The sequence below is a fragment of the Pseudomonas grandcourensis genome (assembly GCF_039909015.1).
Taxonomy (GTDB): domain Bacteria; phylum Pseudomonadota; class Gammaproteobacteria; order Pseudomonadales; family Pseudomonadaceae; genus Aquipseudomonas; species Aquipseudomonas grandcourensis.
The window spans coordinates 2,045,063-2,068,067 of the sequence record NZ_CP150919.1; the positions used below are offsets into that span (position 1 = coordinate 2,045,063).

19 protein-coding genes are annotated in these 23,005 nt (G+C 60.2%); 15 read left to right on the forward strand and 4 right to left on the reverse strand.

What is annotated here, in order from left to right; genetic code table 11:
* The first annotated feature begins 373 nt into the window (after positions 1 to 373).
* The 5 genes from mgtA to AABM52_RS09240 all read left to right on the forward strand — a co-directional run bounded on the left by mgtA (position 374) and on the right by AABM52_RS09240 (position 8,401).
* A complete protein-coding gene (mgtA, locus tag AABM52_RS09220; protein ID WP_347911437.1) occupies positions 374 to 3,088 on the forward strand; it encodes a magnesium-translocating P-type ATPase in 2,715 nt (904 codons plus the stop codon).
* Positions 3,089 to 3,216: 128 nt separating this feature from the next.
* A complete protein-coding gene (locus AABM52_RS09225; RefSeq protein WP_347911439.1) occupies positions 3,217 to 3,933 on the forward strand; it encodes an MgtC/SapB family protein in 717 nt (238 codons plus the stop codon).
* 105 nt (positions 3,934 to 4,038) lie between these two features.
* Positions 4,039 to 4,440, forward strand: a complete 402-nt coding sequence (locus AABM52_RS09230) for a chemotaxis protein CheY (RefSeq protein WP_347911441.1) — start codon at positions 4,039 to 4,041, stop codon at positions 4,438 to 4,440.
* Positions 4,441 to 4,546: 106 nt separating this feature from the next.
* Complete coding sequence (locus AABM52_RS09235; protein ID WP_347911442.1) at positions 4,547 to 5,173, forward strand: response regulator transcription factor; 627 nt, start codon at positions 4,547 to 4,549, stop codon at positions 5,171 to 5,173.
* On the forward strand, positions 5,174 to 8,401 hold the full coding sequence (locus tag AABM52_RS09240; protein WP_347911444.1) for a transporter substrate-binding domain-containing protein: 3,228 nt from the start codon (positions 5,174 to 5,176) through the stop codon (positions 8,399 to 8,401).
* Positions 8,402 to 8,404: 3 nt separating this feature from the next.
* On the opposite strand, the gene dkgB is transcribed toward AABM52_RS09240, so the two are convergent.
* Together dkgB and AABM52_RS09250 are read right to left on the reverse strand one after the other, a co-directional pair.
* On the reverse strand, positions 8,405 to 9,208 hold the full coding sequence (gene dkgB, locus AABM52_RS09245; protein ID WP_347911445.1) for a 2,5-didehydrogluconate reductase DkgB: 804 nt from the start codon (positions 9,206 to 9,208) through the stop codon (positions 8,405 to 8,407).
* A gap of 269 nt (positions 9,209 to 9,477) precedes the next feature.
* Positions 9,478 to 10,386: a LysR family transcriptional regulator gene (locus tag AABM52_RS09250; RefSeq protein ID WP_347911446.1), complete on the reverse strand. Its 909-nt coding sequence runs from the start codon at positions 10,384 to 10,386 to the stop codon at positions 9,478 to 9,480.
* A gap of 104 nt (positions 10,387 to 10,490) precedes the next feature.
* Here AABM52_RS09250 and AABM52_RS09255 point away from each other — a divergent pair, with 104 nt between their 5' ends.
* From AABM52_RS09255 to AABM52_RS09275, 5 genes are all read left to right on the forward strand, one after another.
* Positions 10,491 to 11,357: a pirin family protein gene (locus AABM52_RS09255; RefSeq protein ID WP_347911447.1), complete on the forward strand. Its 867-nt coding sequence runs from the start codon at positions 10,491 to 10,493 to the stop codon at positions 11,355 to 11,357.
* Between the two features lie 93 nt (positions 11,358 to 11,450).
* Positions 11,451 to 12,134 (forward strand): isochorismatase family protein, encoded by a 684-nt coding sequence (locus AABM52_RS09260; RefSeq protein WP_008049795.1) that lies wholly within the window; start codon positions 11,451 to 11,453, stop codon positions 12,132 to 12,134.
* Positions 12,135 to 12,190: 56 nt separating this feature from the next.
* On the forward strand, positions 12,191 to 12,817 hold the full coding sequence (gene ycaC, locus AABM52_RS09265) for an isochorismate family cysteine hydrolase YcaC (RefSeq protein ID WP_347911448.1): 627 nt from the start codon (positions 12,191 to 12,193) through the stop codon (positions 12,815 to 12,817).
* A gap of 221 nt (positions 12,818 to 13,038) precedes the next feature.
* The gene (locus tag AABM52_RS09270) at positions 13,039 to 14,481 is read left to right on the forward strand and encodes a mechanosensitive ion channel family protein (RefSeq protein WP_347911449.1); all 1,443 of its coding nucleotides are present in this window, start codon (positions 13,039 to 13,041) and stop codon (positions 14,479 to 14,481) included.
* Positions 14,482 to 14,572: 91 nt separating this feature from the next.
* Entirely contained in the window at positions 14,573 to 15,013 is a 441-nt protein-coding gene (locus AABM52_RS09275; RefSeq protein ID WP_347911450.1) for a carboxymuconolactone decarboxylase family protein, read from the forward strand.
* A 12-nt stretch (positions 15,014 to 15,025) separates the two neighbouring features.
* Here the strand turns inward: AABM52_RS09275 and AABM52_RS09280 are convergent, their stop codons facing one another.
* Positions 15,026 to 16,618 (reverse strand): DHA2 family efflux MFS transporter permease subunit, encoded by a 1,593-nt coding sequence (locus tag AABM52_RS09280; RefSeq protein ID WP_347911451.1) that lies wholly within the window; start codon positions 16,616 to 16,618, stop codon positions 15,026 to 15,028.
* On the reverse strand, positions 16,615 to 17,736 hold the full coding sequence (locus AABM52_RS09285) for an HlyD family secretion protein (protein WP_347911452.1): 1,122 nt from the start codon (positions 17,734 to 17,736) through the stop codon (positions 16,615 to 16,617). Before AABM52_RS09285 ends, AABM52_RS09280 begins: the two co-directional genes overlap by 4 nt.
* 336 nt (positions 17,737 to 18,072) lie before the next feature.
* Between AABM52_RS09285 and AABM52_RS09290 the strand changes: the two genes are divergently transcribed.
* The 5 genes from AABM52_RS09290 (at position 18,073) to AABM52_RS09310 (ending at position 22,955) form a co-directional block, all read left to right on the forward strand.
* Positions 18,073 to 20,808, forward strand: coding sequence for a type VI secretion system tip protein VgrG (locus tag AABM52_RS09290; RefSeq protein WP_347911453.1), 2,736 nt, complete (start codon positions 18,073 to 18,075; stop codon positions 20,806 to 20,808).
* 5 nt (positions 20,809 to 20,813) lie between these two features.
* Positions 20,814 to 21,587 carry a hypothetical protein gene (locus AABM52_RS09295; protein ID WP_347911454.1) on the forward strand — a complete coding sequence of 258 codons (774 nt, stop codon included), beginning with the start codon at positions 20,814 to 20,816 and terminating at the stop codon, positions 21,585 to 21,587.
* Between the two features lie 65 nt (positions 21,588 to 21,652).
* The gene (locus AABM52_RS09300) at positions 21,653 to 22,036 is read left to right on the forward strand and encodes a hypothetical protein (protein ID WP_347911455.1); all 384 of its coding nucleotides are present in this window, start codon (positions 21,653 to 21,655) and stop codon (positions 22,034 to 22,036) included.
* A 21-nt stretch (positions 22,037 to 22,057) separates the two neighbouring features.
* Positions 22,058 to 22,501: a hypothetical protein gene (locus AABM52_RS09305; protein ID WP_347911456.1), complete on the forward strand. Its 444-nt coding sequence runs from the start codon at positions 22,058 to 22,060 to the stop codon at positions 22,499 to 22,501.
* A gap of 136 nt (positions 22,502 to 22,637) precedes the next feature.
* Positions 22,638 to 22,955: a hypothetical protein gene (locus AABM52_RS09310; protein WP_347911457.1), complete on the forward strand. Its 318-nt coding sequence runs from the start codon at positions 22,638 to 22,640 to the stop codon at positions 22,953 to 22,955.
* Positions 22,956 to 23,005: the final 50 nt, after the last annotated feature.

Consider the following 23,005-nt stretch of genomic DNA (forward strand, 5'->3'; position numbering starts at 1 on the left):
ATCGGGGCGTAAGCTTCGCGCGTTTTCATCCATTACGGAGACCCACAGTGGGTACTTGTTCGAGTGACAGTTGTCGGCCGGTCTCGGTAACCGGCATTTTCTCGGCAAGATAACGCGCAGTCTCCTGTGCCGTTGTCTCGCCGACAAGCGAGCAGCGGCATCCCGATCATGGCCAGTCCCGGCCGTGTCCCGACGTCCCTCTCATCGACGCTGAACAGTGCGTGGTTTCGACTTTCTGTCGTGGCCGCCGCTCTATCGACACGCCTGTCATTCGTGACCGGCGCGCCAGGCCTTGCTTTGCCGGTTGTTCCGGCGGCAGCGGCGTGGACCTGCCTGCTCGACGGTTTCCCGGCTGACCAAAGGGGCACCAGCCATGAAACTTACCCTCAAGGAATTCTTCGCAGGCTTCCTGCGTAACCGCCACATCGCCCGGCACTTCCGTCGCCTGGCGTTGCTGGAAACCTTCACCGACACCACGGTCAGTCGTGAAGTCCCGCCCAGCCTGGCGCAAACCCTGGTGGCCGCTGCCGGCAGCGACACCGGTCAATTGCTCAACATCCTGGGCAGTCACACCGACGGCTTGAGCGAATTCGAAGCCGATGCCCTGCGCGAGCAATTCGGTCTCAATGAAGTCGAGCACGAACAGCCGCTGCCGTGGTGGACCCACTTGTGGCACTGCTACAAGAATCCGTTCAACCTGCTGCTGACGTTGCTGGCGGTCATCTCCTGGCTGACCGAAGACATGAAAGCCGCCGTCGTGATTTTCTCCATGGTGGTGCTCTCGACCTTGCTGCGTTTCTGGCAGGAAACCAAATCCAACCAGGCCGCCGATGCCCTCAAGGCCATGGTCAGTAACACCGCCACGGTGATGCGCCGGGACCTTGAGGACCGTGGCGCACAGCGTATCGAATTGCCGATCAGGCAACTGGTGCCGGGCGACCTGATCGTGCTGTCTGCCGGTGACATGATTCCCGCCGATTGCCGGGTGCTCAGCGCCAAGGACCTGTTCGTCAGCCAGGCAGCCATGACCGGCGAATCGATGCCGGTGGAAAAATTTCCCCGTCAGCAGGATCGCGACACGCTCAATCCTCTGGATCTGGACAACATCCTGTTCATGGGCACCAACGTGGTGTCCGGCACGGCCATGGCGGTGATTCTCACCACCGGCAACAGCACCTATTTCGGTGCCCTGGCCCAGCGCGTGGGCGCCACCGACCGGGCGCCGACGTCGTTCCAGACCGGGGTCAACAAAGTCAGCTGGCTGCTGATCCGCTTCATGTTCGTGATGGCGCCGCTGGTGTTGTTCATCAACGGTTTCACCAAGGGCGACTGGACCGAAGCGCTGCTGTTCGCGCTGTCGATCGCCGTGGGCCTGACCCCGGAAATGCTGCCGATGATCGTCACCTCGACCCTGGCCAAGGGCGCGGTGTTCCTGTCGCGCAAGAAAGTCATCGTCAAACGCCTCGACGCCATCCAGAACTTCGGCGCCATGGACGTGTTGTGCACCGACAAGACCGGCACCCTGACCCAGGACAAGATCTTCCTGGCGCGCAACGTCGACGTCTGGGGCCACGCCTGCGATGACGTGCTGGAAATGGCCTACCTCAACAGCTACTACCAGACCGGCCTGAAGAACCTGCTGGATGTGGCGGTGCTCGAACATGTCGAAATCCACCGTGAGCTGAAAGTCGGCACGGCGTTTCGCAAGGTCGACGAGATTCCGTTCGACTTCACCCGCCGACGCATGTCGGTGGTGGTCGCCGAGCGCGATCAACCGCACCTGCTGATCTGCAAGGGCGCGGTGGAAGAGGTGCTGGCGGTGTGCTCGCGGGTACGCCATGGCGAAGTCGATGAAGCCTTGACCGAAGAACTGCTGGCGCGCATCCGTCAGGTCACGGCCGCGTTCAACGCCGAAGGCCTGCGGGTGGTTGCGGTGGCGGCACGGCCAATGGTCGAAGGGCGCGACACCTACAGCCTGGCTGATGAACAGGCACTGACGCTGATCGGTTACGTGGCATTTCTTGATCCGCCAAAGGAAAGCACCGCGCCCGCCCTCAAGGCCCTGGCCGCCCATGGCGTGGCGGTGAAAGTGCTGACCGGCGACAACGAACTGGTGACGGCGAAGATCTGCCGCGAAGTCGGCCTGGAACAGCAAGGCCTGCTGATGGGCAACGACATCGAACGCATGAGCGATGCCGAGCTGGCGAAAGCGGTGGAGACCACCAACGTCTTCGCCAAACTGACGCCATCCCACAAGGAGCGCATCGTCCGTCTGCTCAAGGGCAACGGCCATGTGGTCGGTTTCATGGGCGACGGCATCAACGACGCCCCGGCCTTGCGTACCGCCGACATCGGTATTTCGGTGGACAGCGCCGTGGACATCGCCAAGGAAGCGGCCGACATCATCCTGCTGGAAAAGAGCCTGATGGTGCTGGAGGAGGGCGTGCTGGAAGGGCGTCGGACCTTCGCCAACATGCTCAAGTACATCAAGATGACCGCCAGTTCGAACTTCGGCAACGTGTTCTCGGTGCTGGTGGCCAGTGCGTTTATCCCGTTCCTGCCGATGCTGCCGATGCACCTGCTGGTGCAGAACCTGCTTTATGACATCTCGCAGATCGCCATCCCGTTCGATAACGTCGATGACGAAATGCTCAAGCAACCGCAGCGCTGGCAGCCGGCGGATGTCGGGCGCTTCATGCTGTTTTTCGGGCCGATCAGTTCGATCTTCGACATCACCACGTTCGCCTTGATGTGGTACGTGTTCGATGCCAACACCCCGGATCACCAGACCCTGTTCCAGTCCGGCTGGTTCGTGGTCGGGCTGCTGACCCAGACGCTGATCGTGCACATGATCCGCACACCGAAGATCCCGTTCCTGCAAAGCCGCGCGGCCATGCCGTTGCTGGTGATGACCGGGCTGATCATGGCCGTGGGGATTTTCCTGCCGATGGGACCGCTGGCCCATTACTTCAAATTGCAGGCGCTGCCGTCGCTGTACTTCGTGTTCCTGCCGGTGATCCTGCTGGCGTACATGGCACTGACCCAGGCGGTGAAGGGGTTCTACATTCGCCGGTTTGGCTGGCAGTAATGCTGCCAGATGTAGGAGCGAGCCTGCTCGCGATAGCGGTAGATCAGTCACTTTAATGTTGGATGTGCCGCCGTCATCGCGAGCAGGCTCGCTCCTACAGGGATCGTGTGTTTTTCCAGGAGTTTTATATGCAAGCACTTAACAACCTCAACCTGAGCTCCCTGCTCGACACCCTGGTCAGCCTCAGCGCGGCCTTCATCCTCGGCGGCCTGATCGGTTTCGAACGCCAGTACCGGCAGCGCACCGCGGGCCTGCGCACCAACGTGCTGGTGGCGGTGGGCGCGGCGATTTTCGTCGACATGGCCAACCGGCTAGCCGGTGCCGAAGGCGCCGTGCGGGTCGTAGCCTACGTGGTTTCCGGCATCGGCTTTCTCGGTGCCGGGGTGATCATGCGCGAAGAGGGCAATGTGCGCGGCCTCAATACCGCCGCCACGCTCTGGACTTCGGCGGCGGTCGGTGCCTGCGCCGGTGCCGACCTGCTGGCCGAGGCACTGCTTGGCACCTTGTTTGTGCTGGCGGCAAACACGCTGCTGCGGCCGATCGTCAACAACATCAACCGTCAGCCGCTGGATGTGATTTCGGCGGAAGTCACCAACATCGTCTATGTCATTGCCCGACGCACGCAGCAGAAAAGCGTGCTGGCCTTGCTCGAAGCCGAACTGGAACGCAGCAACTATCCGGCCAGCGATGTCGATGTGCATGCCTTCGGCGCGGATGAAATCGAAATCGAAGCCACCCTGGCGACCACCTCGGTCGATGGTGATGAACTGGATGCGCTGGTGGCACGGATTTCGACCTCGACCCTGGTGGTGCAGGCGTTCTGGAGTCCGAGTACCACGGAGTAAAGTCAGATTAACCGGCATTTATTTAGGAATATTCCTACATAAACCTAGGAAGGTCTTCCGTAGGCTTTGCGACCTCTTGAAACCGACATCCTTTTGGAGGTCACCATGCCGAACAAATCCTTGCGCATCCTGATCGCCGATGCGCAGCACTTCAACCGCCTGCGGATCGAGCGGCTGTTCAATCAGCTCGGCTACTTTCGCGTGGCACCGGTGCAGAGTCTCGACGAGCTCCTTCCACTGGTGGAGTACGGTTGCGAGCCTCTGGACCTGGTGCTCATCAATGGAGCGATGGCCAGCGAAGGGCTGGACCTGTTGGATTTTTTTGCCGATAACCCGCAGGTCCATCAGGCCTTTATCTTCAATGAGCAGCAGGCGCCGTTGCCGCCAATCGCGGGTAATGTCCAGGTCAGCCGGACTGCCCTGCCTGACCTGGTGTGCATTACGCAGCTGATGAGCGCCGTCGATCGGCGCCTACCGTTCGTCGGAACTGTCATTTCTGTCAGGTAGTTCTTTCCAGCCTTCCATGCAAAAGTCTATGCGCAGCGTTGTGCCCAACCGCTGCGGTGCCTGGAGGGCATTTTGCCCGATCGTGTTGTTTTGCACGGGAGTTGTCATGAAGTCAGCACTGATTGTGGAAGATCATCCGGTGGTTCGATCCATGATCAAACTCGTACTCAAAGGCGAAGGGTTCAAGCAGGTTTACGAGGCTTCCCGTGGCGATGAGGTCCTGGCGTTGATCCGCGAGCATCGACCGGATGTCGTGCTGCTTGATCTGGGCCTTCCCGGTGTGGCGGGGCTTGAGGTGATGGACCGTATCAAGGCCGAAAACACGCGATGCCGCGTGGTGGTGTTCACTTCACTGGAGGCCCAGTTCTATCAGGACCGCTGCATGCGTGCCGGGGCTGTTGCCTATGTTTCCAAGAGCAAGGCCCTGGATGACCTGAAGGCGGCGGTGAATTGCGTGATGGCCGGCTACACCTATTTCGCCCAGACGCCCTCCAGCTCAGTGTCGATGGGGGAGTTGCAACGCAGTGAAAAGCAGTTGATCGACAGGCTTTCCAATCGTGAGTTGACCATTCTGCAGTACCTGGCCCGGGGCTCGAAAAACCTGGAAATCGCCGAGGTCATGCACCTGAGCTACAAGACCGTCAGTACCTACAAGACCCGACTCACCGTCAAGCTCAACGTGAGCTCGTCGGTGCACTTGAGGGATTTCGCCCTGCGCAATCATCTGATCTGAATGAACGCTCTCCGACGACTGGCAGGTGGGGTGTTGATCGGCCTTCTTCTCTGGGCATCGACGGTCTGTGCACAACAGTCGTTGACCCTGTTGGGGCGCTCGAGCGTCGAAGGCCTGAGCGTCAGGTTGTCGGGAACCGAGTCGCGCTGGCTACAGCAAAAGGGCCGATTGGTGCTGGCTGTCTCGGCGCCGGACTATCCCCCTTTCGAGTTCAACACGGCGGGCAAGGTATTCGAAGGCGTGACCGCCGATTACGCCGGGTTGCTCGAACAATTGTTGAACATCGTCATCGAGGTCCGACGTTATCCGTCGCGGGCCGATGCGGTGCAGGCCATCAAGGAAGGGCAGGCGGACCTGCTGGGAACGGCCAATCGGTTTGAAGCCGAAGATCCACAGCTGCAGATGTCCAGTGCCTACGCGGTCGATCAACCGGTGCTGGTCACCCGCACCGATTTCCCTCCGGTACTCGACCCGACACTGGCCGGCAAGCGGCTGGTGATGCTGTATCACTACCTGCCCGAATACAGCGTGCAACAGTTCTATTCCAGGGCGCAGGTCCAGCTGTTTCCCTCGACATTGGCGGCGATGGGCGCCGTGGCGTACGGTCAGGCCGATGTCTACCTGGGGGATGCGATCAATGCCCATTACCTGATCAGCAAGAATTACCTGGACAACGTGCAGCTGACGGACTTCTCGCCCATGGAGTCCGGGCGGTTTGCCTTTGCGATGGCCCGCGACAACGATTCGCTGTTGCGCATTGTCAACAAGGCGCTGGCGGCCATCACCACCAATGAACAAATGAACATCCTGCGTCGTTGGGGGGCGAACGGGGTGTCTATCCCCGGCAACCAGTCCTTGCAATTGAGCGTGGCCGAACAGCGCTGGCTCGAACGCCACCCACGGGTGAAGGTCGCGATCAACGAAAATATCCCGCCGATTTCCTTTATCGACAGCGAAGGCAAGTTCCGCGGTATCGGCATCGATGTGCTGGCGAAAATCAGTTTGCGCACCGGCTTGCAATTTGACATCCAGGGCATGAAGTCGGTGGCCGAGATGATGACCGCCATCAAGAGCGGGCAGATCGATGTACTGGCCGGTATCGGCCTCAGTTCCCAGCGTGAAGATGAGTTGCTGTTCACCCGCGCGTTCCTGAGCAGCCCTTCGGTGCTGGTGACCCGCGAGGATACGGACAGCCCCAGGACGCTGGATGACATGGCGGGAAGGACGTTGGCGCTGACCCGGGGCAACATTGTCGGCGAGTACCTTCGCCAGTATTACCCGCTGATCCAACTGGTGGATGCGCCACTGTCGACGGACGCCATGGAAATGGTCGCCCAGGGCAAGGCCCAAGGCGGCATCAATTCCTTGATCAGCGCCCGTTACCTGATTTCCCGGCAATATCGCGATCGCCTGCAAGTGACCAGCACCGTGGGCACCGACCCTGCACGAAGCACCCTGGCGACCGGTCGCGAGGCCACCGAGCTGCATTCGATCCTGGACAAGGCGCTGTTGAGCATCCCTCCCGAAGAAATTGACGAGCTGACCCAACCCTGGCGCTATGACTCGATGGTCGAGCAGAGTTACTGGCTGAGACACCGGCAGGCGATCGTGCAGGCGTTTGCGGTGGCGGGTGCCTTGCTGTTGCTGGCGTTGGTCGGGATCGTCTGGCAGCGGCGGCAGATTCGCCAGCGTCAGCAATTGCTCGGGCAATTGCAGGAAGCCAAAGACGCGGCGGATGAGGCCAACCGGGCCAAGACTACTTTCCTGGCCACCATGAGCCATGAAATCCGCACGCCGATGAACGCGTTGATCGGCATGCTCGAACTGGCACTGAAACGGGCCGATGAAGGGGAGACCGACCGCGCCGCCATCGAGGTGGCGTCCGATGCCGGGCAACAGTTACTGGATTTGATCGGCGATATTCTGGACGTCGCGCGGATCGAATCCGGGCATTTGTCGCTGGCGCCGGAACGGGTCAATCTGCACGCGCTGGTGACGTCGGTCTGCCGGGTTTTCGAAGGGCTGGCGGTGCAGAAGAATCTGCAGTGGCGGGTCGAACTCGACGAACACAGTGACTGTGACGTGATGCTCGACCCCACGCGCTTCAAACAGGTGCTGTCCAATCTGCTGAGCAATGCGATCAAGTTCACCCGGGAAGGCCAGGTGAGCCTGACGTTGCGGGTGCGACCTCAAGCCCCGGCGCACCTCGCCGTCAGCGTATGCATCGAAGACAGTGGCATCGGCATCAGCGCGCTCGACCAGCAACGCCTGTTCAGCCCGTTCGTGCAGGCGGGCAACAGCCAGCAGAGCGCCCGGCAAGGTTCCGGTCTGGGACTGGTGATCAGTCGTACCCTGTGCGAAATGATGGGTGGCCGGTTGCAACTCGACAGTGAGCTCGGGCGCGGGACTCGGGTGGACATCAACCTGGTGCTGCCTGCCCTGCAAGCCTTGCCGGCGGGAGGGGTGCCCCAGGATCCGGCGCAGCTCACGACCCGGGCGTTGTCGATTCTGGTGGTCGACGATTATCCGGCCAATCGTCTGTTGCTCTCGCGGCAGCTGAGCTACCTGGGCCATCGCGTGGTGCAGGCTGAAGACGGGGCGCAGGGGCTGGAACAGTGGCGCGGGCAAGGGTTCGACCTGGTCATCACCGACTGCAACATGCCGCAGCTCAGCGGGTACGAATTGGCGGGTGCGATACGCGAGCAAGAGCGGGTGCAGGGGCTGTCGTCGACGCTGATTCTGGGCTTTACCGCCAATGCGCAGGTCGAGGAGAAGGCTCGATGTCTGGCGGCGGGCATGGACGACTGCCTGTTCAAGCCCATTCGCCTGGTGGATTTGCAGGCGTGGCTGGCCCAGTGGTTTTCCAGCGCGTCCTCAACGGCAATCGACGATCCTGGCGTCGCCGAGTTCGATTTGAGCGGGCTGGAGCGTTATGCGGATGCAGATCGTGAGCTGTTCGATCAATTGTTGCACGATCTGGCGCTGAGCAACCGCGAGGATCGCGTGCATCTGCTCGCCTTGCATGCCGGCGGCAATCGCCCGGGCTTGGGGGAACTGGCGCACCGGATCAAGGGCGGGGCGCTGATGGTGCGAGCGCTCGCCCTGGTCGAGTGTTGCGAACAGCTGGAGCAGGCGTGCAATGACGGCCGCGCGGCAATGATCGACGACGCCGTCGACCGGTTGCAGCAAGCCATGGCCCGCCTGGACCAGCGTCTGGAGCAGGATTGAGGCTCAATCCCAGTTCGGTGCGATGCCTTTCGGGCTGGTCAAGCGGTGGCCGCGATCCAGCGTTGCGATCAAGGCCATGTCGGCCTCGCTCAAGGTCAGCTCGCGAGCCTTCAAGTTGCTTTCAAGGTTGGCCCGGCGCGTGGAAGACGGGATCACCGCGTAACCCGATTGCATGGCCCAGGCCAGGGTGACCTGCGCCGGTGTCGCGTGCAGGCGTTCGGCGATCTGCTGGATGAGCGGATCCTTGAGGACTTCACCGTAAGCCAGGGTCATGTACGACGTGATACCGATGCCCTGGCTGCGCGCGAACTCGACGACCTCACGGTTTTGCAGGTAGGGGTGCAGTTCGATCTGGTGGGTGGCGATGTGCTCGGCGCCAATGGCCGCGATCGCTTGTTTCATCAGGTCGATGGTGAAGTTGGACACGCCGATCTTCCGGGTCAGGCCCAGGCGTTTGGCTTCGAGCAGGGCGCCCATGAATTCTTCGACCGGCACTTGATCGTCCGGCGACGGCCAGTGGATCAGGGTCAGGTCCAGGTAGTCGGTCTGCAGTTTGCGCAGGCTTTCTTTCAGGCTGTCGATCAGGCGATCACCGGCCAGGTTGGCGACCCAGATCTTGCTGGTGATGAACAACTCTTCCCGGGCGATGCCGCTGGCGGCAATGGCTTCGCCGACGTCGGCTTCGTTCTCGTAGATTTGTGCGGTGTCGATCACCCGGTAGCCGAGCGCCAGGGCGGTGCTCACCGAATCGATGACCACCTGGCCTTGCAAGCGAAAGGTACCCAGGCCGAAGGCGGGAATGGACATTGAAGACTCCAGAGGTTGCAGTGGGAATAGGCGGCAGTATCCGCGCCTGCATCCGTGAGAAAAACCGCTTGATCGGCAAAGCAATGTTTACCGAAAGTCATGAATCATCGGCAGATTTCGGCATTGATGGTGTTTGTACCGGCCTCATCGCGAGCAGGTCGGGTCGCCGCACCGTCGCTCCCACATTGGATCTATATGCGCCACAAATCCCCTGTAGGAGCGAGCCTGCTCGCGATAGCCATCACTCGGTACAAAGCCTTACCCCGACCCTAAGCAATATCACTGCGACTGAACTCCTCCCCGAGAAAATCGATCAATGTGCGCACCGAAGGCAGCAAGCCCCGGCGTGAAGGGAAGATCGCGTGGATGACACCGCTCTTCGGTGCCCAGCCCGGCACCAGTTCCACCAGTTGCCCGGCGGCGATTTCATCGCGCACCACCACACTGGGCAGGTGCACGATGCCGATCCCGGCGACCGCCGCATGGCGCAAGGCCAACAGGTCATCGGTGACCATGCGCGGTGCATGCCGGATCATCGCGGTGCTGCCATCGGCCCCGAACAGTTCCCACTGATATTCGCGCTGCGCCGCGCCCCAGTGCAGGCTCGGCAAGCCGCTGAGGTCGGCCGGGGAGGCCGGTGTCGACAGGCGCGATAAAAAGGCCGGGCTGCCAACCACGCTCTGGGTGCTGTTGCCCAGCACCTTCATCACCATGTCGGTGTTCTCCAGCGGCGGAAAGCGTACACGCAAGGCAATGTCGAAGCCTTCGTGAATCAGGTCGACCCGGCGATTGGTGCTCTCGATGAACAACTCCACCAGCGGGTACTTGAGCAGGTAGCGGGTCAGCATCGGCCCGACCCAGGAATTGAGCAACGCCGTCGGGCAACTGACACGCACCAGGCCCTGAGGCTCGGAACGGTTGCGCTCGATCAGTTCGGCGGCGCTTTCCGCCTCCACCCGCATGGCTAGGCAGCGCTGGTAATAGGCCTGGCCGATTTCCGTCAATGAGCAATGCCGGCTGGTGCGGTGCAGCAGGCGCACGCCGAGGCGCTCTTCAAGCTCGGCAATGCGTCGGCTGAGCTTGGACTTGGGCATGTCCAGTGCCCGGCCGGCCGCGGCAAAACCGTGATGCTCCACCACCTGGGTGAAGTAGTAGAGGGTGTTGAGGTCTTCCACCATCGTTCTCCAAATAGAACGCTAAAGCTGATTTTTGCAGTCTAGCGCAGCAAAGGTCACGGTTTTAAGCTTTGTCCATGGCTTCACTCACCTCATCAGGAGACACCATGAAAAACATCATCGGTATCTACACCAGTCCACGGACCCATTGGGTTGGCGACGGTTTTCCGGTTCGCACGCTGTTTTCCTACGACAACCTGGGCAAGCACATCAGCCCGTTCCTGTTGCTGGATCACGCCGGCCCCGCTGAATTCACCCCGACCAGCGAGCGACGTGGCGTTGGTCAGCATCCTCATCGTGGCTTCGAAACCGTGACTATCGTTTACAAGGGCGAACTGGAGCACCGGGACTCCACCGGCAGTGGCGGCAAGATCGGCCCTGGCGATGTGCAATGGATGACCGCGGCCTCGGGGATCCTGCATGAAGAGTTTCACTCCGAAGGTTTCGCCAAAAGCGGTGGCACCCTGGAGATGGTGCAACTGTGGGTCAACCTGCCGGCCAGGGACAAAATGGCCGACCCCGGCTACCAGACGATTCTCGACCGTGACATCCCGGCCATCGCCTTGAAGGACAACGCCGGCAGCCTGCGCCTGATCGCCGGTGAGTTCGACGGCCACAAGGGCGCGGCGCGCACCTTCACCCCGGTCGACGTGTGGGACATCCGTTTGAATGCCGGCAAGTTGCTCACCCTTGACCTGCATGAAGGGCGCAACACCGCACTGGTTGTGCTGCGCGGCACGGTGCAGGTCAACGGCGTGGAATCGGTGCGTCAGGGGCAACTGGCCCTGTTTGACCGCAAGGGCGATCAGGTGACCCTTGAAGCCAGCGAAGACGCGGTGGTGCTGTTGCTCAGCGGCGAGCCGATCGACGAGCCGATCGTCGGCCACGGGCCGTTCGTGATGAACACCGAGCAGGAAATCCACCAGGCCTTCGCCGACTTCCAGTCCGGTCGCTTCGGCCGGATGCACGCCTAATTCGCAACGCTTCAACACCCGACTCTACACAGGATGAGTAGGCCGGTTTTCAGGCCAGGGATGGCTGTTGCCCAAAAGAAAGAGGAAACGCACATGAACACTGTCTACGCGGCCAACTTCAACGGCCAGAAACCGACCATCGACCCCAACGACAGCGCGATGCTGTTGATCGATCACCAGAGCGGACTGTTCCAGATCGTCAAGGACATGGACGTGCCCCAACTGCGCGCCAACGCCATTGCCCTGGCCAAGGCCGCGACCCTGCTGAAGATGCCGGTGATCACCACCGCTTCCGTTCCCCAGGGGCCTAACGGGCCGTTGATCCCGGAAATCCACGAGGCCGCACCCCATGCGCAATACGTGGCGCGCAAAGGTGAAATCAACGCCTGGGACAACCCGGAGTTTCACGCGGCGGTCAAAGCCACCGGCAAGAAAACCCTGGTGATCGCCGGCACCCTGACCAGCGTGTGCCTGGCGTTCCCGTCCATTGCAGCGGTGCATGAAGGCTACAAGGTGTTTGCCGTGGTCGACGCCTCCGGCAACCACTCGAAACTGGCCACTGATCTGACCGTTGCCCGTTTGGCCCAGGCCGGGGTGGTGCCGATCGACATCATGGCTACGCTTTCGGAGCTGCAAGGTTCGTGGAACCGTCCGGATGCCGAGCAGTGGGCCGCTGTCTACGCCCAGGCCATGCCGCATTATCAATTGCTGATCGAGAGTTACCTCAAGGCCCAGCAAGTGGCGAACGAACACGAGGCGCTGGACTCCCAGCGCTGACCGGTGACCCCACGCCGATTTCCACTCGGCATCGATAACACGCGAGGACTACTGCAATGACTACTTCCTACAAGCGTCTGGACAAGGACAACGCCGCGGTTCTGATGGTTGATCACCAGGCGGGCCTGCTGTCACTGGTGCGCGACATCGACCCGGATCGTTTCAAGAACAACGTGCTGGCCCTGGCCGACCTGGCCAAGTACTTCAAGCTGCCGACCATCCTCACCACCAGTTTCGAAACCGGCCCGAACGGCCCACTGGTGCCCGAGCTCAAGGCACTGTTTCCGGACGCGCCGTACATCGCTCGCCCCGGCCAGATCAACGCCTGGGACAACGAAGATTTCGTCAAGGCAATCAAGGCCACCGGCAAGAAACAACTGATCATCGCCGGTGTGGTGACGGAGGTGTGCGTGGCGTTCCCGGCGCTTTCGGCCCTGGCCGAAGGTTTTGAGGTGTTCGTGGTCACCGATGCGTCCGGCACCTTCAACGAACTGACCCGCGAATCGGCGTGGAACCGAATGACCGCTCAGGGCGCGCAACTGATGACCTGGTTCGGCCTGGCCTGTGAACTGCACCGCGACTGGCGCAACGACATCGAAGGGTTGGGTACGCTGTTCTCCAACCATATTCCGGATTACCGCAACCTGATGACCAGCTACAGCGCGCTGGCCAATAGCAAGTAACTTCGGCATCACGCATCCCCCCTGTGGGAGCGAGCTTGCTCGCGATGGCGGCCTGACAGTCACTGCAACAGTGACTGTTCTACCGCCTTCGCGAGCAAGCTCGCTCCCTCATTGGTTTTGTGGTGTTTTTGGGAGGGTGTTCATCCCGCCAAATCAATTGCTCCTACACTATGGCCAATCTGTGCGATCTTCGCGTTATTAGCCTTGGCTGGAGTTGCTTGATGCTGTCTTTCCTCACCGAACACCCATTGATCTGCGCCATGGTGCTGATCCTGATTGACCTCGGGTTGTGGCGTTTAATCGGTGACAACCGCAACCCTTGGAAGCTTCTGTTGCGGGTCACGATTTTCGCGCTATACAGCCTTCTGCTGTTCAATGAAGGCCTGAACCCGATGGAGCCGCCGCCCTGGGCCGACAACGTACCCTTGCATCTGGCGGCCACCGGATTGCAGATCGGCTGGTGGTTGTTCGGCGCGCGGATGCTGACCGTGCTGATCGGCGCGGTGATGATGCAACGGGTCGGGCATACCGGGCGATTGCTTCAGGATCTGCTCGGTGCGGTGATTTTCCTGATCGCGATCATTGCCGCCCTGGCCTATGTGCTCGATCTCCCGGTCAAGGGCGTGCTGGCGACGTCCGGTGCGTTGGCGATCATCGTCGGCCTGGCCTTGCAGAGTACCCTCAGCGACGTGTTCTCCGGGATCGTCCTGAACACCACCAAGCCGTACCAACTGGATGACTACATCTCCATCGATGGCATGGAGGGCAAGGTGACCGACATCGACTGGCGTGCCACGCGCATGCAGACCTCTCAAGGCAGCATGGCGGTGATTCCCAATTCACTGGCGGCCAAGGCCAAGATCATCAACTTCAGTCGGCCGAGCGATATTTTTGGCATATCCATCTCTGTGGAACTCAGCCCACATGCGCGACCGAACACCGTGATCGATGCCCTGAAGCGTGCCATGCAGGGCTGTCGCCTGCTGCTGGATGAGCCAGCGCCTAACGTCGCCCTGAAAAACGCCAGCAGCACCGGGGTGGAATACGAAATCAGCGGGTTTGTCGCGTCGATGAGCGAGAAGCGCGAGGTGCGCAATCAACTATACGACCTGGCCTACCGGCACCTACAGGCATCCGGGATCAATTTGTTGTCGAGCGTGGAACTCGACCCGCCGGTCAACTTGACACGGCAGCGGGCGTTACTGGACAGCTCGCCGATTTTCTCCACCTTGCGTCAGGAAGAGAAAGACACCTTCAGCCAGAACATGACACTGCAAACCTTCCGTGCCGGGGAGACGATTCTGGAAGGGGGGGAGGTCAGCGAACACTTGTTCATCATTGAGTCCGGCGTGGTCTCGGTGACGCTGATGCGCCACGGAGCACCATTCGAATCCGGCCGCATGGGACCGGGGGAGGTGATCGGCGAGGCGGGTATCCTCACCGACAGCGCGCTGCCTGCGCAGTTCAGCGCCAAGACCTTCTGTGGCCTGTACCGCATCGAAAAGTCCTACCTCAAGCCGTGCCTGGATGCCCGTCATGACATCAACGATGCCATGCAAGCCTTGCTCGATTACCGGCTGCACAAGGCGAAAACCCTGACTCAGGAGTTGCCGGTGGCGCAGGCGAAAAAGGGCTTTTTGCAGTGGTTGCGCAATCGGGTTTGAATGGCCTCCTCGACTTCTGAAAGATTGGCTATTTGTGTAGACCGGTCGTGGGACTAACGTAGTGCCACACCCACTTGCCCTGGAGCACGCCATGAAAACCCGTATCGATTTCTACACCGCTTCCCCTGACGCCCTCAAAGCAATGATCGCCCTGGAAACAGCGGTGTCGAAGCTGCCGCTGGAAAAAAACCTGATCGAACTGGTCAAGCTGCGTACCTCGCAAATCAACGGCTGCGCCTTCTGCCTGGACATGCACAGCGCCGATGCACGCAAGGGCGGTGAATCCGAGCGTCGCCTGGCGACACTGTCGGCCTGGCGCGAAACGCCGTTCTTCACCGAGCGTGAGCGCGCCGCACTGGCCTGGACCGAGTCCCTGACCCTGATCAGCCAGACCCATGCCCCTGACGAAGACTATGAATTGGCTACCTCTCAGTTCGACGCCAAGGAAATGGTCGACCTGACCGTCGCCATCACCACCATCAACGCCTGGAACCGCCTGGCCATCGGCTTTCGTAAAATGCCTCAGGCCTGACCTGCACAAGCATCAATGAGCATCGGCACTCGGTGCGGCCGGTGGTTGCACCTTGCGCATCAGGGGCACCATCGCCGTGGCGATAATGAAGCAGACCATGATCATCAGGAACGCGTCGCCATAGGTTTGCGTCTGGGCTTCGCGGTAGGTCAGCAGCCATAACTGATGCAGGCTGGCGGTGACCCCGACGTCACCGCCCTGACCGAGAGCGGCGAAGTTGTTGCCGACCTGGGACAGCCATTGGTTGAGCGCCTCGTTGGTGCTGTTGAGGTTCTCCGCCAACCGGGTGAAATGCAGGTTGGTGCGGTCGTTGAGGATGGTCGCACACGCGGCGATGCCGATAGCCCCGCCCAGGTTGCGCATCAGGTTGAACAACCCCGACGCATGTTTGAGCCGTGCCGGCGCCAGGCCGCCGAGGGTCAAGGTCACCGTCGGCGGCACCGCCAGTTGCTGGGCAATCCCGCGCAGGGCTTGCGGCAGCATCAATTCCTTGGCCCCCCAGTCATGGGTGATCGGGCTGAAATCCCACATCGATAACGCGAACAGCCCAAGGCCGGTCATCATGATCCAGCGCAGATCGACGCGGTTGGCCAGAAAGGCATACAGCGGAATCGCCATGATCTGGAACACCCCGGTGGAGAAAACCGCCAGACCAATGTCCAGTGCACCGTAGCCACGCACTCGGCCGAGGAACAGCGGCGTCAGGTAAATGGTGGCGAACAGGCCGATGCCAGTGACGAACGAGAAGAAACAACCGAGGGCAAAGTTGCGATCCTTCAAGGCGCGCAGATCGACAATCGGGTTGGCCGCCTGCAGGGTCCGGCCGATGAATGCCAGCCCGGCCAGGCCGCTGATCCACGCGGTGGTCAGGATCGTGCGGTCGCTGAACCAGTTCCAGCGCGGGCCTTCTTCCAGGGTGTATTCCAGGCAGCCGAGGAACAGCGCCAGAAACACCATGCTCAGGTAATCCGCGCCTTTGAGCAGCGACAGTTCCGGCTGGTCGATTTTCACCAGCATCGGCACGGCCACGGCAACAAAAATACCCGGGACCAGGTTGATGTAGAACAGCCAGTGCCAGGACGATATGTCGGTGATCCAGCCACCAATCACCGGCCCCAGGGTCGGTGCCAATGAGGCCACCGCGCCGATGGTCGCAGCGGCGATCACCCGTTGTTTGCCGGTGAAGAACACGAAGGCCGTGGTGAACACCAGTGGAATCATCGAGCCGCCCAGAAACCCTTGCAGGGCACGGAAGGCAATCATGCTCTGGATGTTCCAGGCCACGCCGCACAGCAGGCTGGTCAGGGTGAAACCCACCGCCGATGCGCAGAACAGCCAGCGCGTCGAGAACACCCGGGACAGCCAGCCCGACAGCGGGATCACGATGATTTCGGCGATCAGGTAACTGGTTTGCACCCACGCGGTTTCGTCGGTGCCGGCGGAGAGCCCGCCGCCGATGTCACGCAACGAAGCCGAGACAATCTGGATATCCAGCAACGCAATGAACATGCCGATGCACATGCTGGCAAAGGCGAAGACCTTGGTCGCCGTCGCCATGTTCGCGGCATTGAACGGTTGCGCCGGGGCGGCGAGGGCGCGGCTCATGGCGCGCTCGCAACGGCTGGCGCTTCAGGCTCCTTGCGCGTATCCACTTCAGCGGTCACCGACAACCCCGGACGCAGGTGGCCGAGCACACTGTCGGCCGGGTCGAGGTGGATCCGCACCGGCACCCGCTGCACGATCTTGGTGAAGTTGCCGGTGGCGTTTTCCGGCGGCAACACACTGAATTGCGAACCGCTGGCGGGGGCGAGGCTGTCCAGGTGACCATGGAATTCCTGGCCCGACAGCACGTCGGCGCGGATCACCACCCGTTGCCCCGGCACCATGTGCGCCAGTTGGTCTTCCTTGAAGTTGGCATCGACCCACAGGCCGCTGGTCGGCACCACCGAGAGCAATTGCGAGCCGGCCTGGGCGTAGGCGCCGACCCGTGCCCGGCGATTGCCGATCACACCATCGACCGGCGCCTTCAGTTCGGTGTAGCCGACATTCAATTGCGCCAGGTCGCGCTCGGCCCTGGCCTGGATCAAGGCGGCCCGGGCTTGTTGTTTCTGGGTGTCGATCACATTCAACTGGCGTTGCGTGGCCAGCAGTTCTGCCTGGGCGCGGTTGCTTTGGGCCTGGGCCGTCTTGAACGTGGTGTTGGCGCGCTGGGCGCTTTCCACCGAGACGGCGTTGGTGATCACCAGTTTTTTGTAGCGGGCATCGTCATCCCGCGAACGGGCGGTTTCGGCACCAGCGGCGTCGATGCCGGCACGGGCCTGGCCGATGACGGCCTGTTGCAGTTGTTCGGTGGCATCGAGGTTGGCCAGCAAGGCCTCCTGGGCGGCCACCGCGCCTTCGGCCTTGGCCAGGTTGGCGCGGTAGTCGCGGGAATCGAGACGGATCAGGACGTCGCCGGCCTTGACCTTCTGGTTATCGGCCACCAGCACTTCATCGATGTAACCCGCCACTTTCGGCCCGATCACCGTCACGTCGCCGCCGATGTAGGCGTCGTCGGTTTCCTCGATGAAACGTCCGGCGGTCCACCAATGCGCGCCATACATACCAGCCAGCACCAGTGCTGCGATGCCCACTGTTGGCAACAGCAGGCGTTTGAGCAGGGGAGGTTTTGCCGGTTTCACCGGGGAGTCCAGATCGGGTTCTACGGTGGACATGCTGGTCATGGAGGGATACCTGTCAGGGCGGCGGTTAATTATGATGGCTGTAATATGAACGTATGTAATATTTTGTGGCAAATGGTTTTTGCTGCCGGTCGTCAGGTGGAGTTCTGATCAGGAAGACTCATTCATGGCCACTGTCGAGATGCCGAGGATTCTTTTGCTGTTGTAGGTAGAGTCTTAGGGTGTTGTGGCCTGCTGCATTATTCGGAAACACCCTACACGCTTATTAGAAACGCCCTATATCAACCATTGTCAGCTTCTTGAAAGCTTCCCAGCGCTCGAGCGAGGGCGGCAACGAAGCCTCCCCGCCTGCATCGATAGACTAGGGAGGTCTGCAACATGCACCCCGTATTGCCCGTTTTCTTCGACCACAGCCGCCACACACTCTGGGTCCGAGAGCTGGACGCCCCCCTCGACGTCCTGGCCTTCCACGGCGAAGAACACCTCAGCCAGCCCTTCAGCTACTCCATCGAGTTCACCTCCAGCCAGCTCGACATCGACGCCGAACGCCTGCTCGGCCAACCCGCCAGCTTCAGCCTGCACGCGCTGCCGGAAAAAGTCTCGTCGCTGATCTTCGAACCGTCCGAGGTCAAGCCGCTGCGCACCTTGCACGGGGTGATCGGTGGCTTCAAACGCCTGTCCGCCTCCATCGACGAGGCGCGCTACGAAGTCACCCTGCAACCGCGTCTGGCGCTGCTCGCGCGGGGCCGGCAATACCGGATCTACCAGCACCGCTCGGTGCCGGAAATCGTCGAGCACATCCTGCGCGGCCGCCACGATTTCAGGGGCCAGGACTTCCTCTTCCACCTGCACCGCGAGTACCCCCGGCGCGAGCAGGTGATGCAATACGGCGAAAGCGATCTGGCCTTTATCGCCCGCCTGCTGGCCGAAGTCGGCATCTGGTACCGCTTCACCAGCGACGAACGCCTGAGTATCGACGTCGTCGAATTTCACGACTCCCCGCGCGCCTACCAGTTCGACGTCGAACTGCCGCTGCGGCCGCTCTCCGGGTTGAGCAGCAGCGGTGAGGACAGCGTCTGGGCCCTGCAGTCGGAACACCAGGTGGTGGAGCAGCACGTGAACATCCGCGCCTACCACCACCGTGACGCCCGCGCGCACCTCGACGGCGACATCGACCAGACGCGCGGCGCCAAGGGCACCTACGGCGAGGCCTATCACTACGCCGAACCCTACACCGCGCTCGGCGACCGCCATGACTTCCCCGAAGACGTGCAGTGCGAAAGCGGCTACTTCTATGCGCGCCTGCGCCACGAGCGATACCTCAACCGCCGCACCCGCCTTCGCGGCATGAGCAGCAGCGCCCGCCTGGCGCCGGGCCAGGTGCTGGAAGTCACCGACGGCGCGCCCCAGGCCTTCGCGCCGCGGGCGGTGATCATCGGGCTCAAGGCCGGCGCCGCCCGCGACCGCAGCTTCGAGTGCAGCTTCCAGGCCATCCCCTATGCGCAGGCGGTGTGCTTTCGCCCAGAGGTGCCACCCAAACCCTTGATCGCCGGCACCGTGCCGGCCCGGGTGACCAGCGCGCAGGCCCACAACCCCTACGCCGATACCGACGCCGAGGGCCGCTACCGGGTGCAGTTCCTGTTCGACCGCGACACCTGGGACGCCGGTCGCGAAAGCACCTGGCTGCGCCTGGCCCGGGCGTACGCCGGCGACACCCACGGCCTGCACCTGCCGCTGATCGCTGGCACCGAAGTGGCGGTGGCCTTCGAACAGGGCGACCCGGACCGCCCCTACATCGCCCACGCCCTGCACGACAGCCAGCACCCCGACCCCGTCACCATGTACAACGAAAAGCGCAACGTGCTGCGCACCCCGGCCAACAACAAACTGCGGCTGGACGACACCCGCGGGCAGGAGCACATCAAGCTCAGCACCGAACACAGCGGCAAGAGCCAGCTCAACCTCGGGCATGTGGTGGATGCCGAGCGTCAAAAACGGGGTGAGGGGTTTGAACTGCGTAGCGATGGTCATGGTGCCATTCGTGGCGGCAAGGGCATTTTCATCAGCGCGGACAAACAGGAGAAGGCTCAGGGCGTGCAACTCGACATGGACGCCGCCATAACGCAGCTGGAAAGTGCATTGTCGCTGGCGCGATCCCTGGCCGAGGCGGCCCGCGGGGCCAAGGTCACCCCCGGCGACACCGCCAGCCAACAGCGGCTGACCCAGGCCCTCAATGGCTTGGCCGAACCGGGCCTGTTGCTGCATGCCCCGGCCGGTATAGGTCTGCTCAGCCCTGAGGCGGTGTGCCTGTCCTCGGGTAGCGAAAGCGTGGCCATCGTTGCCGCGCACAACGTCGATCTCAGCGCCGGGCAGAACATCACCGCCACCGCCGAGGATGGAATCAGCCTGCTCGCGCACAGTGCGGACATGCAGCTCAAGGCGGCCAAGGGCAACCTCGATTTGCATGCTCTTGAGGGCCTTCTGAACGCCTTGGCGAAGGGCGATATCAGGATCGAGAGCGTGGATGGCCGAGTGCACATCCGCGCTGAGAAAGAGCTGATATTGGAATGCGGAGGGGTCTTTGTCCGCTTAAAAGACGGCGACCTCGACCAGGGCGCCCAGGGCAATATCTATCAGCGGGCCAAGCATGTGCAAAAACTTGGCAGCGCCAGGCTACATACGCCGGCAACACCTTTACCCGGAGGTTATTCCGGGGAATATGTTCTGAAAGATGAGGCCCAGGCACCGCTGGCGTTTACCCGCTACCGAATCACCACTGAACAGGGAGAGGTGTTCACCGGTGTAACCGACAAGGAGGGGCGAACCATGAGCGCTCATACCCTGTTGCCGGGCGGGCTGAAGATTGAGTTTCCGGATTCAACAAAATGGATCAGTTTTTCTGCCCCGCCTGAATTGAACTACCAGGGCATAAAGTGCACAGCCACCATGGATGACGGGGCGACTCTGCAAGGTGAATTTGATAGCGAGAATAAGGTGAACTTTTATTCTTTTGCTGGAAAATCTTGCGTCAAATTCGAAGTGGAGAGTCCGGGCAAGCAAGAAAACACGATCATCAGTGGCACTGAAAAATTGCTAAAGAAACTTGCGGAGTAACTATTATGGATTCTTTTCATCGCTACTATCTTGCTGGAAAAACACACGCAATTGATGATGACACTCTAGAAAAAGCTATTGAAAGCTTTGAGGGGGCGGCCCTAAAGTTTTCTGCGGACTTTATAAGTGACGCAAGGCAGCGTGATAATTACAATCGAAATGTAAGCAGGGTTAAAGCTGATGTTTTAGCCCAGGTGAAGTCCGGCAAAGTCTCGGTTAAGGAGGCCGCAGAATTTTGCTACGAGATGCGAAACAAAATTATGATTGAGGTCCGAGCGAAAACCTCTTCGCACGGATTATCCATCGCAGAACGTAAAAAAATGATCTCTAAAACCTTGGAAGATCTGTTGGATAGTAAGGCGATTGACAAATTTGGCAAAAGGTTCGTTGATCTGGAAGTTCATCAAAAAACCTCAATTCACTATGAGATTATTGAGTCTTCGGCGCGGCCGAATGCTCAGTACAATACGCGAAATAAGGTGTTGAGGGTCGCTGGTAAGGTATTGATTGTTGTTACTATTACCTATGCTGCATACGAAATCGCGAACGCGGAAAATAAATCGAAAGAAGTGATCAAGCAAGGGGCTGTAATTGGTGGGGGTGTGGTGGGGACTATTTTGGCAGGCAGTGCCGTTATTGCAGTGTGTGGACCAGGGGCACCGGTATGCACAATTGCACTGCTGCTTGCTGGGGGTACTTCATTTAGCTGGCTTGCATCAAGTGCGGTGAACTTTTTCGATGAAGAATTAGATGAGTTCACCAAGTGGCAGGTTAACTAATGTTAGTGTCAGCTTTGTTGGGGTGGCAAGCTGAAAAATAGTCTAGAGGGATAGAGGATGATCAATTGATTTTTACTGTTTTAAAATTGTCTTTGTTTTTTGGGCCTTTGATGGTGGCTTTAACGGGTGTTGCTATTAATTGTTATATCGCAGTTCGCGACTTGGATGTGGTGTTGGGCAATTTTAAAAATAGTTATGCAATAACTTCATTTGGGGGCGGCGGACGCTCATTTTTTTCACGCTGTATATTGGCTTCTATTGTGTCGGGTGGTGTGATTTGGCCCAGCAGGCATATACGAAATGGCACGCTTGACCCTGAAGAGTTGGCTCGATTACCAGTCTCAATAAAATGCCGTATGAAGTGGGCGGTAGTGCTCGTTTATTCGGGCGTAATATGCCTTTTTGCTGTATTCATTGGTGCCGAGATTTTCAGGTGGTCGGCTGCATGAGAAAACCAGCCGGACGGCTAAGTGACTTTTCAACAGGACAGCATCGAAACAGAAATTGTTCAGAGAAAGTCGCTTGTCGGCTACCGAATTACCAACCAGCAGGGTCAGGTGTTCAAGGGGGTGGCCGGTGGCGATATGCATACCTTGGAGATAGATACCGTGCTACCGGGTGGGCCTAAGTTTGAGTTTCAAAAAGAATCGTTAGAGTCGGGTCCGGGGCACTGGGTGACAATTGATCACAATTATGTGCTTGTCGGACATGGCTGTAGGATCAGGAGCAAGGCTACACCGCCTTGCGTCGCTGCCTACAACTACGCCAGAATCCGCCGGCTTGTGCGCCTTGGCCCTGGTCTTTATCGTTTTCGTGTCGCTGCTAATACAGCGACCGGGTTTAGCGACCCGAACAGTTACAGGGGCATAAGCACTACAGTCTTGATTGCATACGTATTTATGTCTGCAATTTGATTATGGCGGCTGTGCGTCGGAGACCTTTGGGTCTGCCGGGTTTGCCTGTAACCGGTTCGCTAACCTTCGTACAGTCGCCACCCTTACTTGTTTAGCGACAGGTCTTGGTGGTTCCAATGTCTACAGGAGCTCCACCATGCCCAAACCCACGCCCAATCCCCCCGAATCAATCACCGACAACCCTGCCGCTAATCGCAACCTAAAACCCGCCATCCTCAAATCCTGCACCCCCCACAACCCCAGCACAATGTTCGTCATTGCCTCGGAAATCAGCACTGAAGACCTGCTTGCCCACGCCTGCGAATCCCTGGCATCCGCCAGCATCATGGCCACCGATTTCGCAACGTTCGTGGACGGCCCTCAACGCAGCATGTTGTTGGGTATCCAGCAGGTGATCATGTTGGCCGACCTGGCGGTGAACCGGGCATTGGATAACCTTGATCCGCAGGGGTAACCGCTGAATCGCGTTATCGTTCATCGCGAGCAGCCTCGCCTCTATGTTTG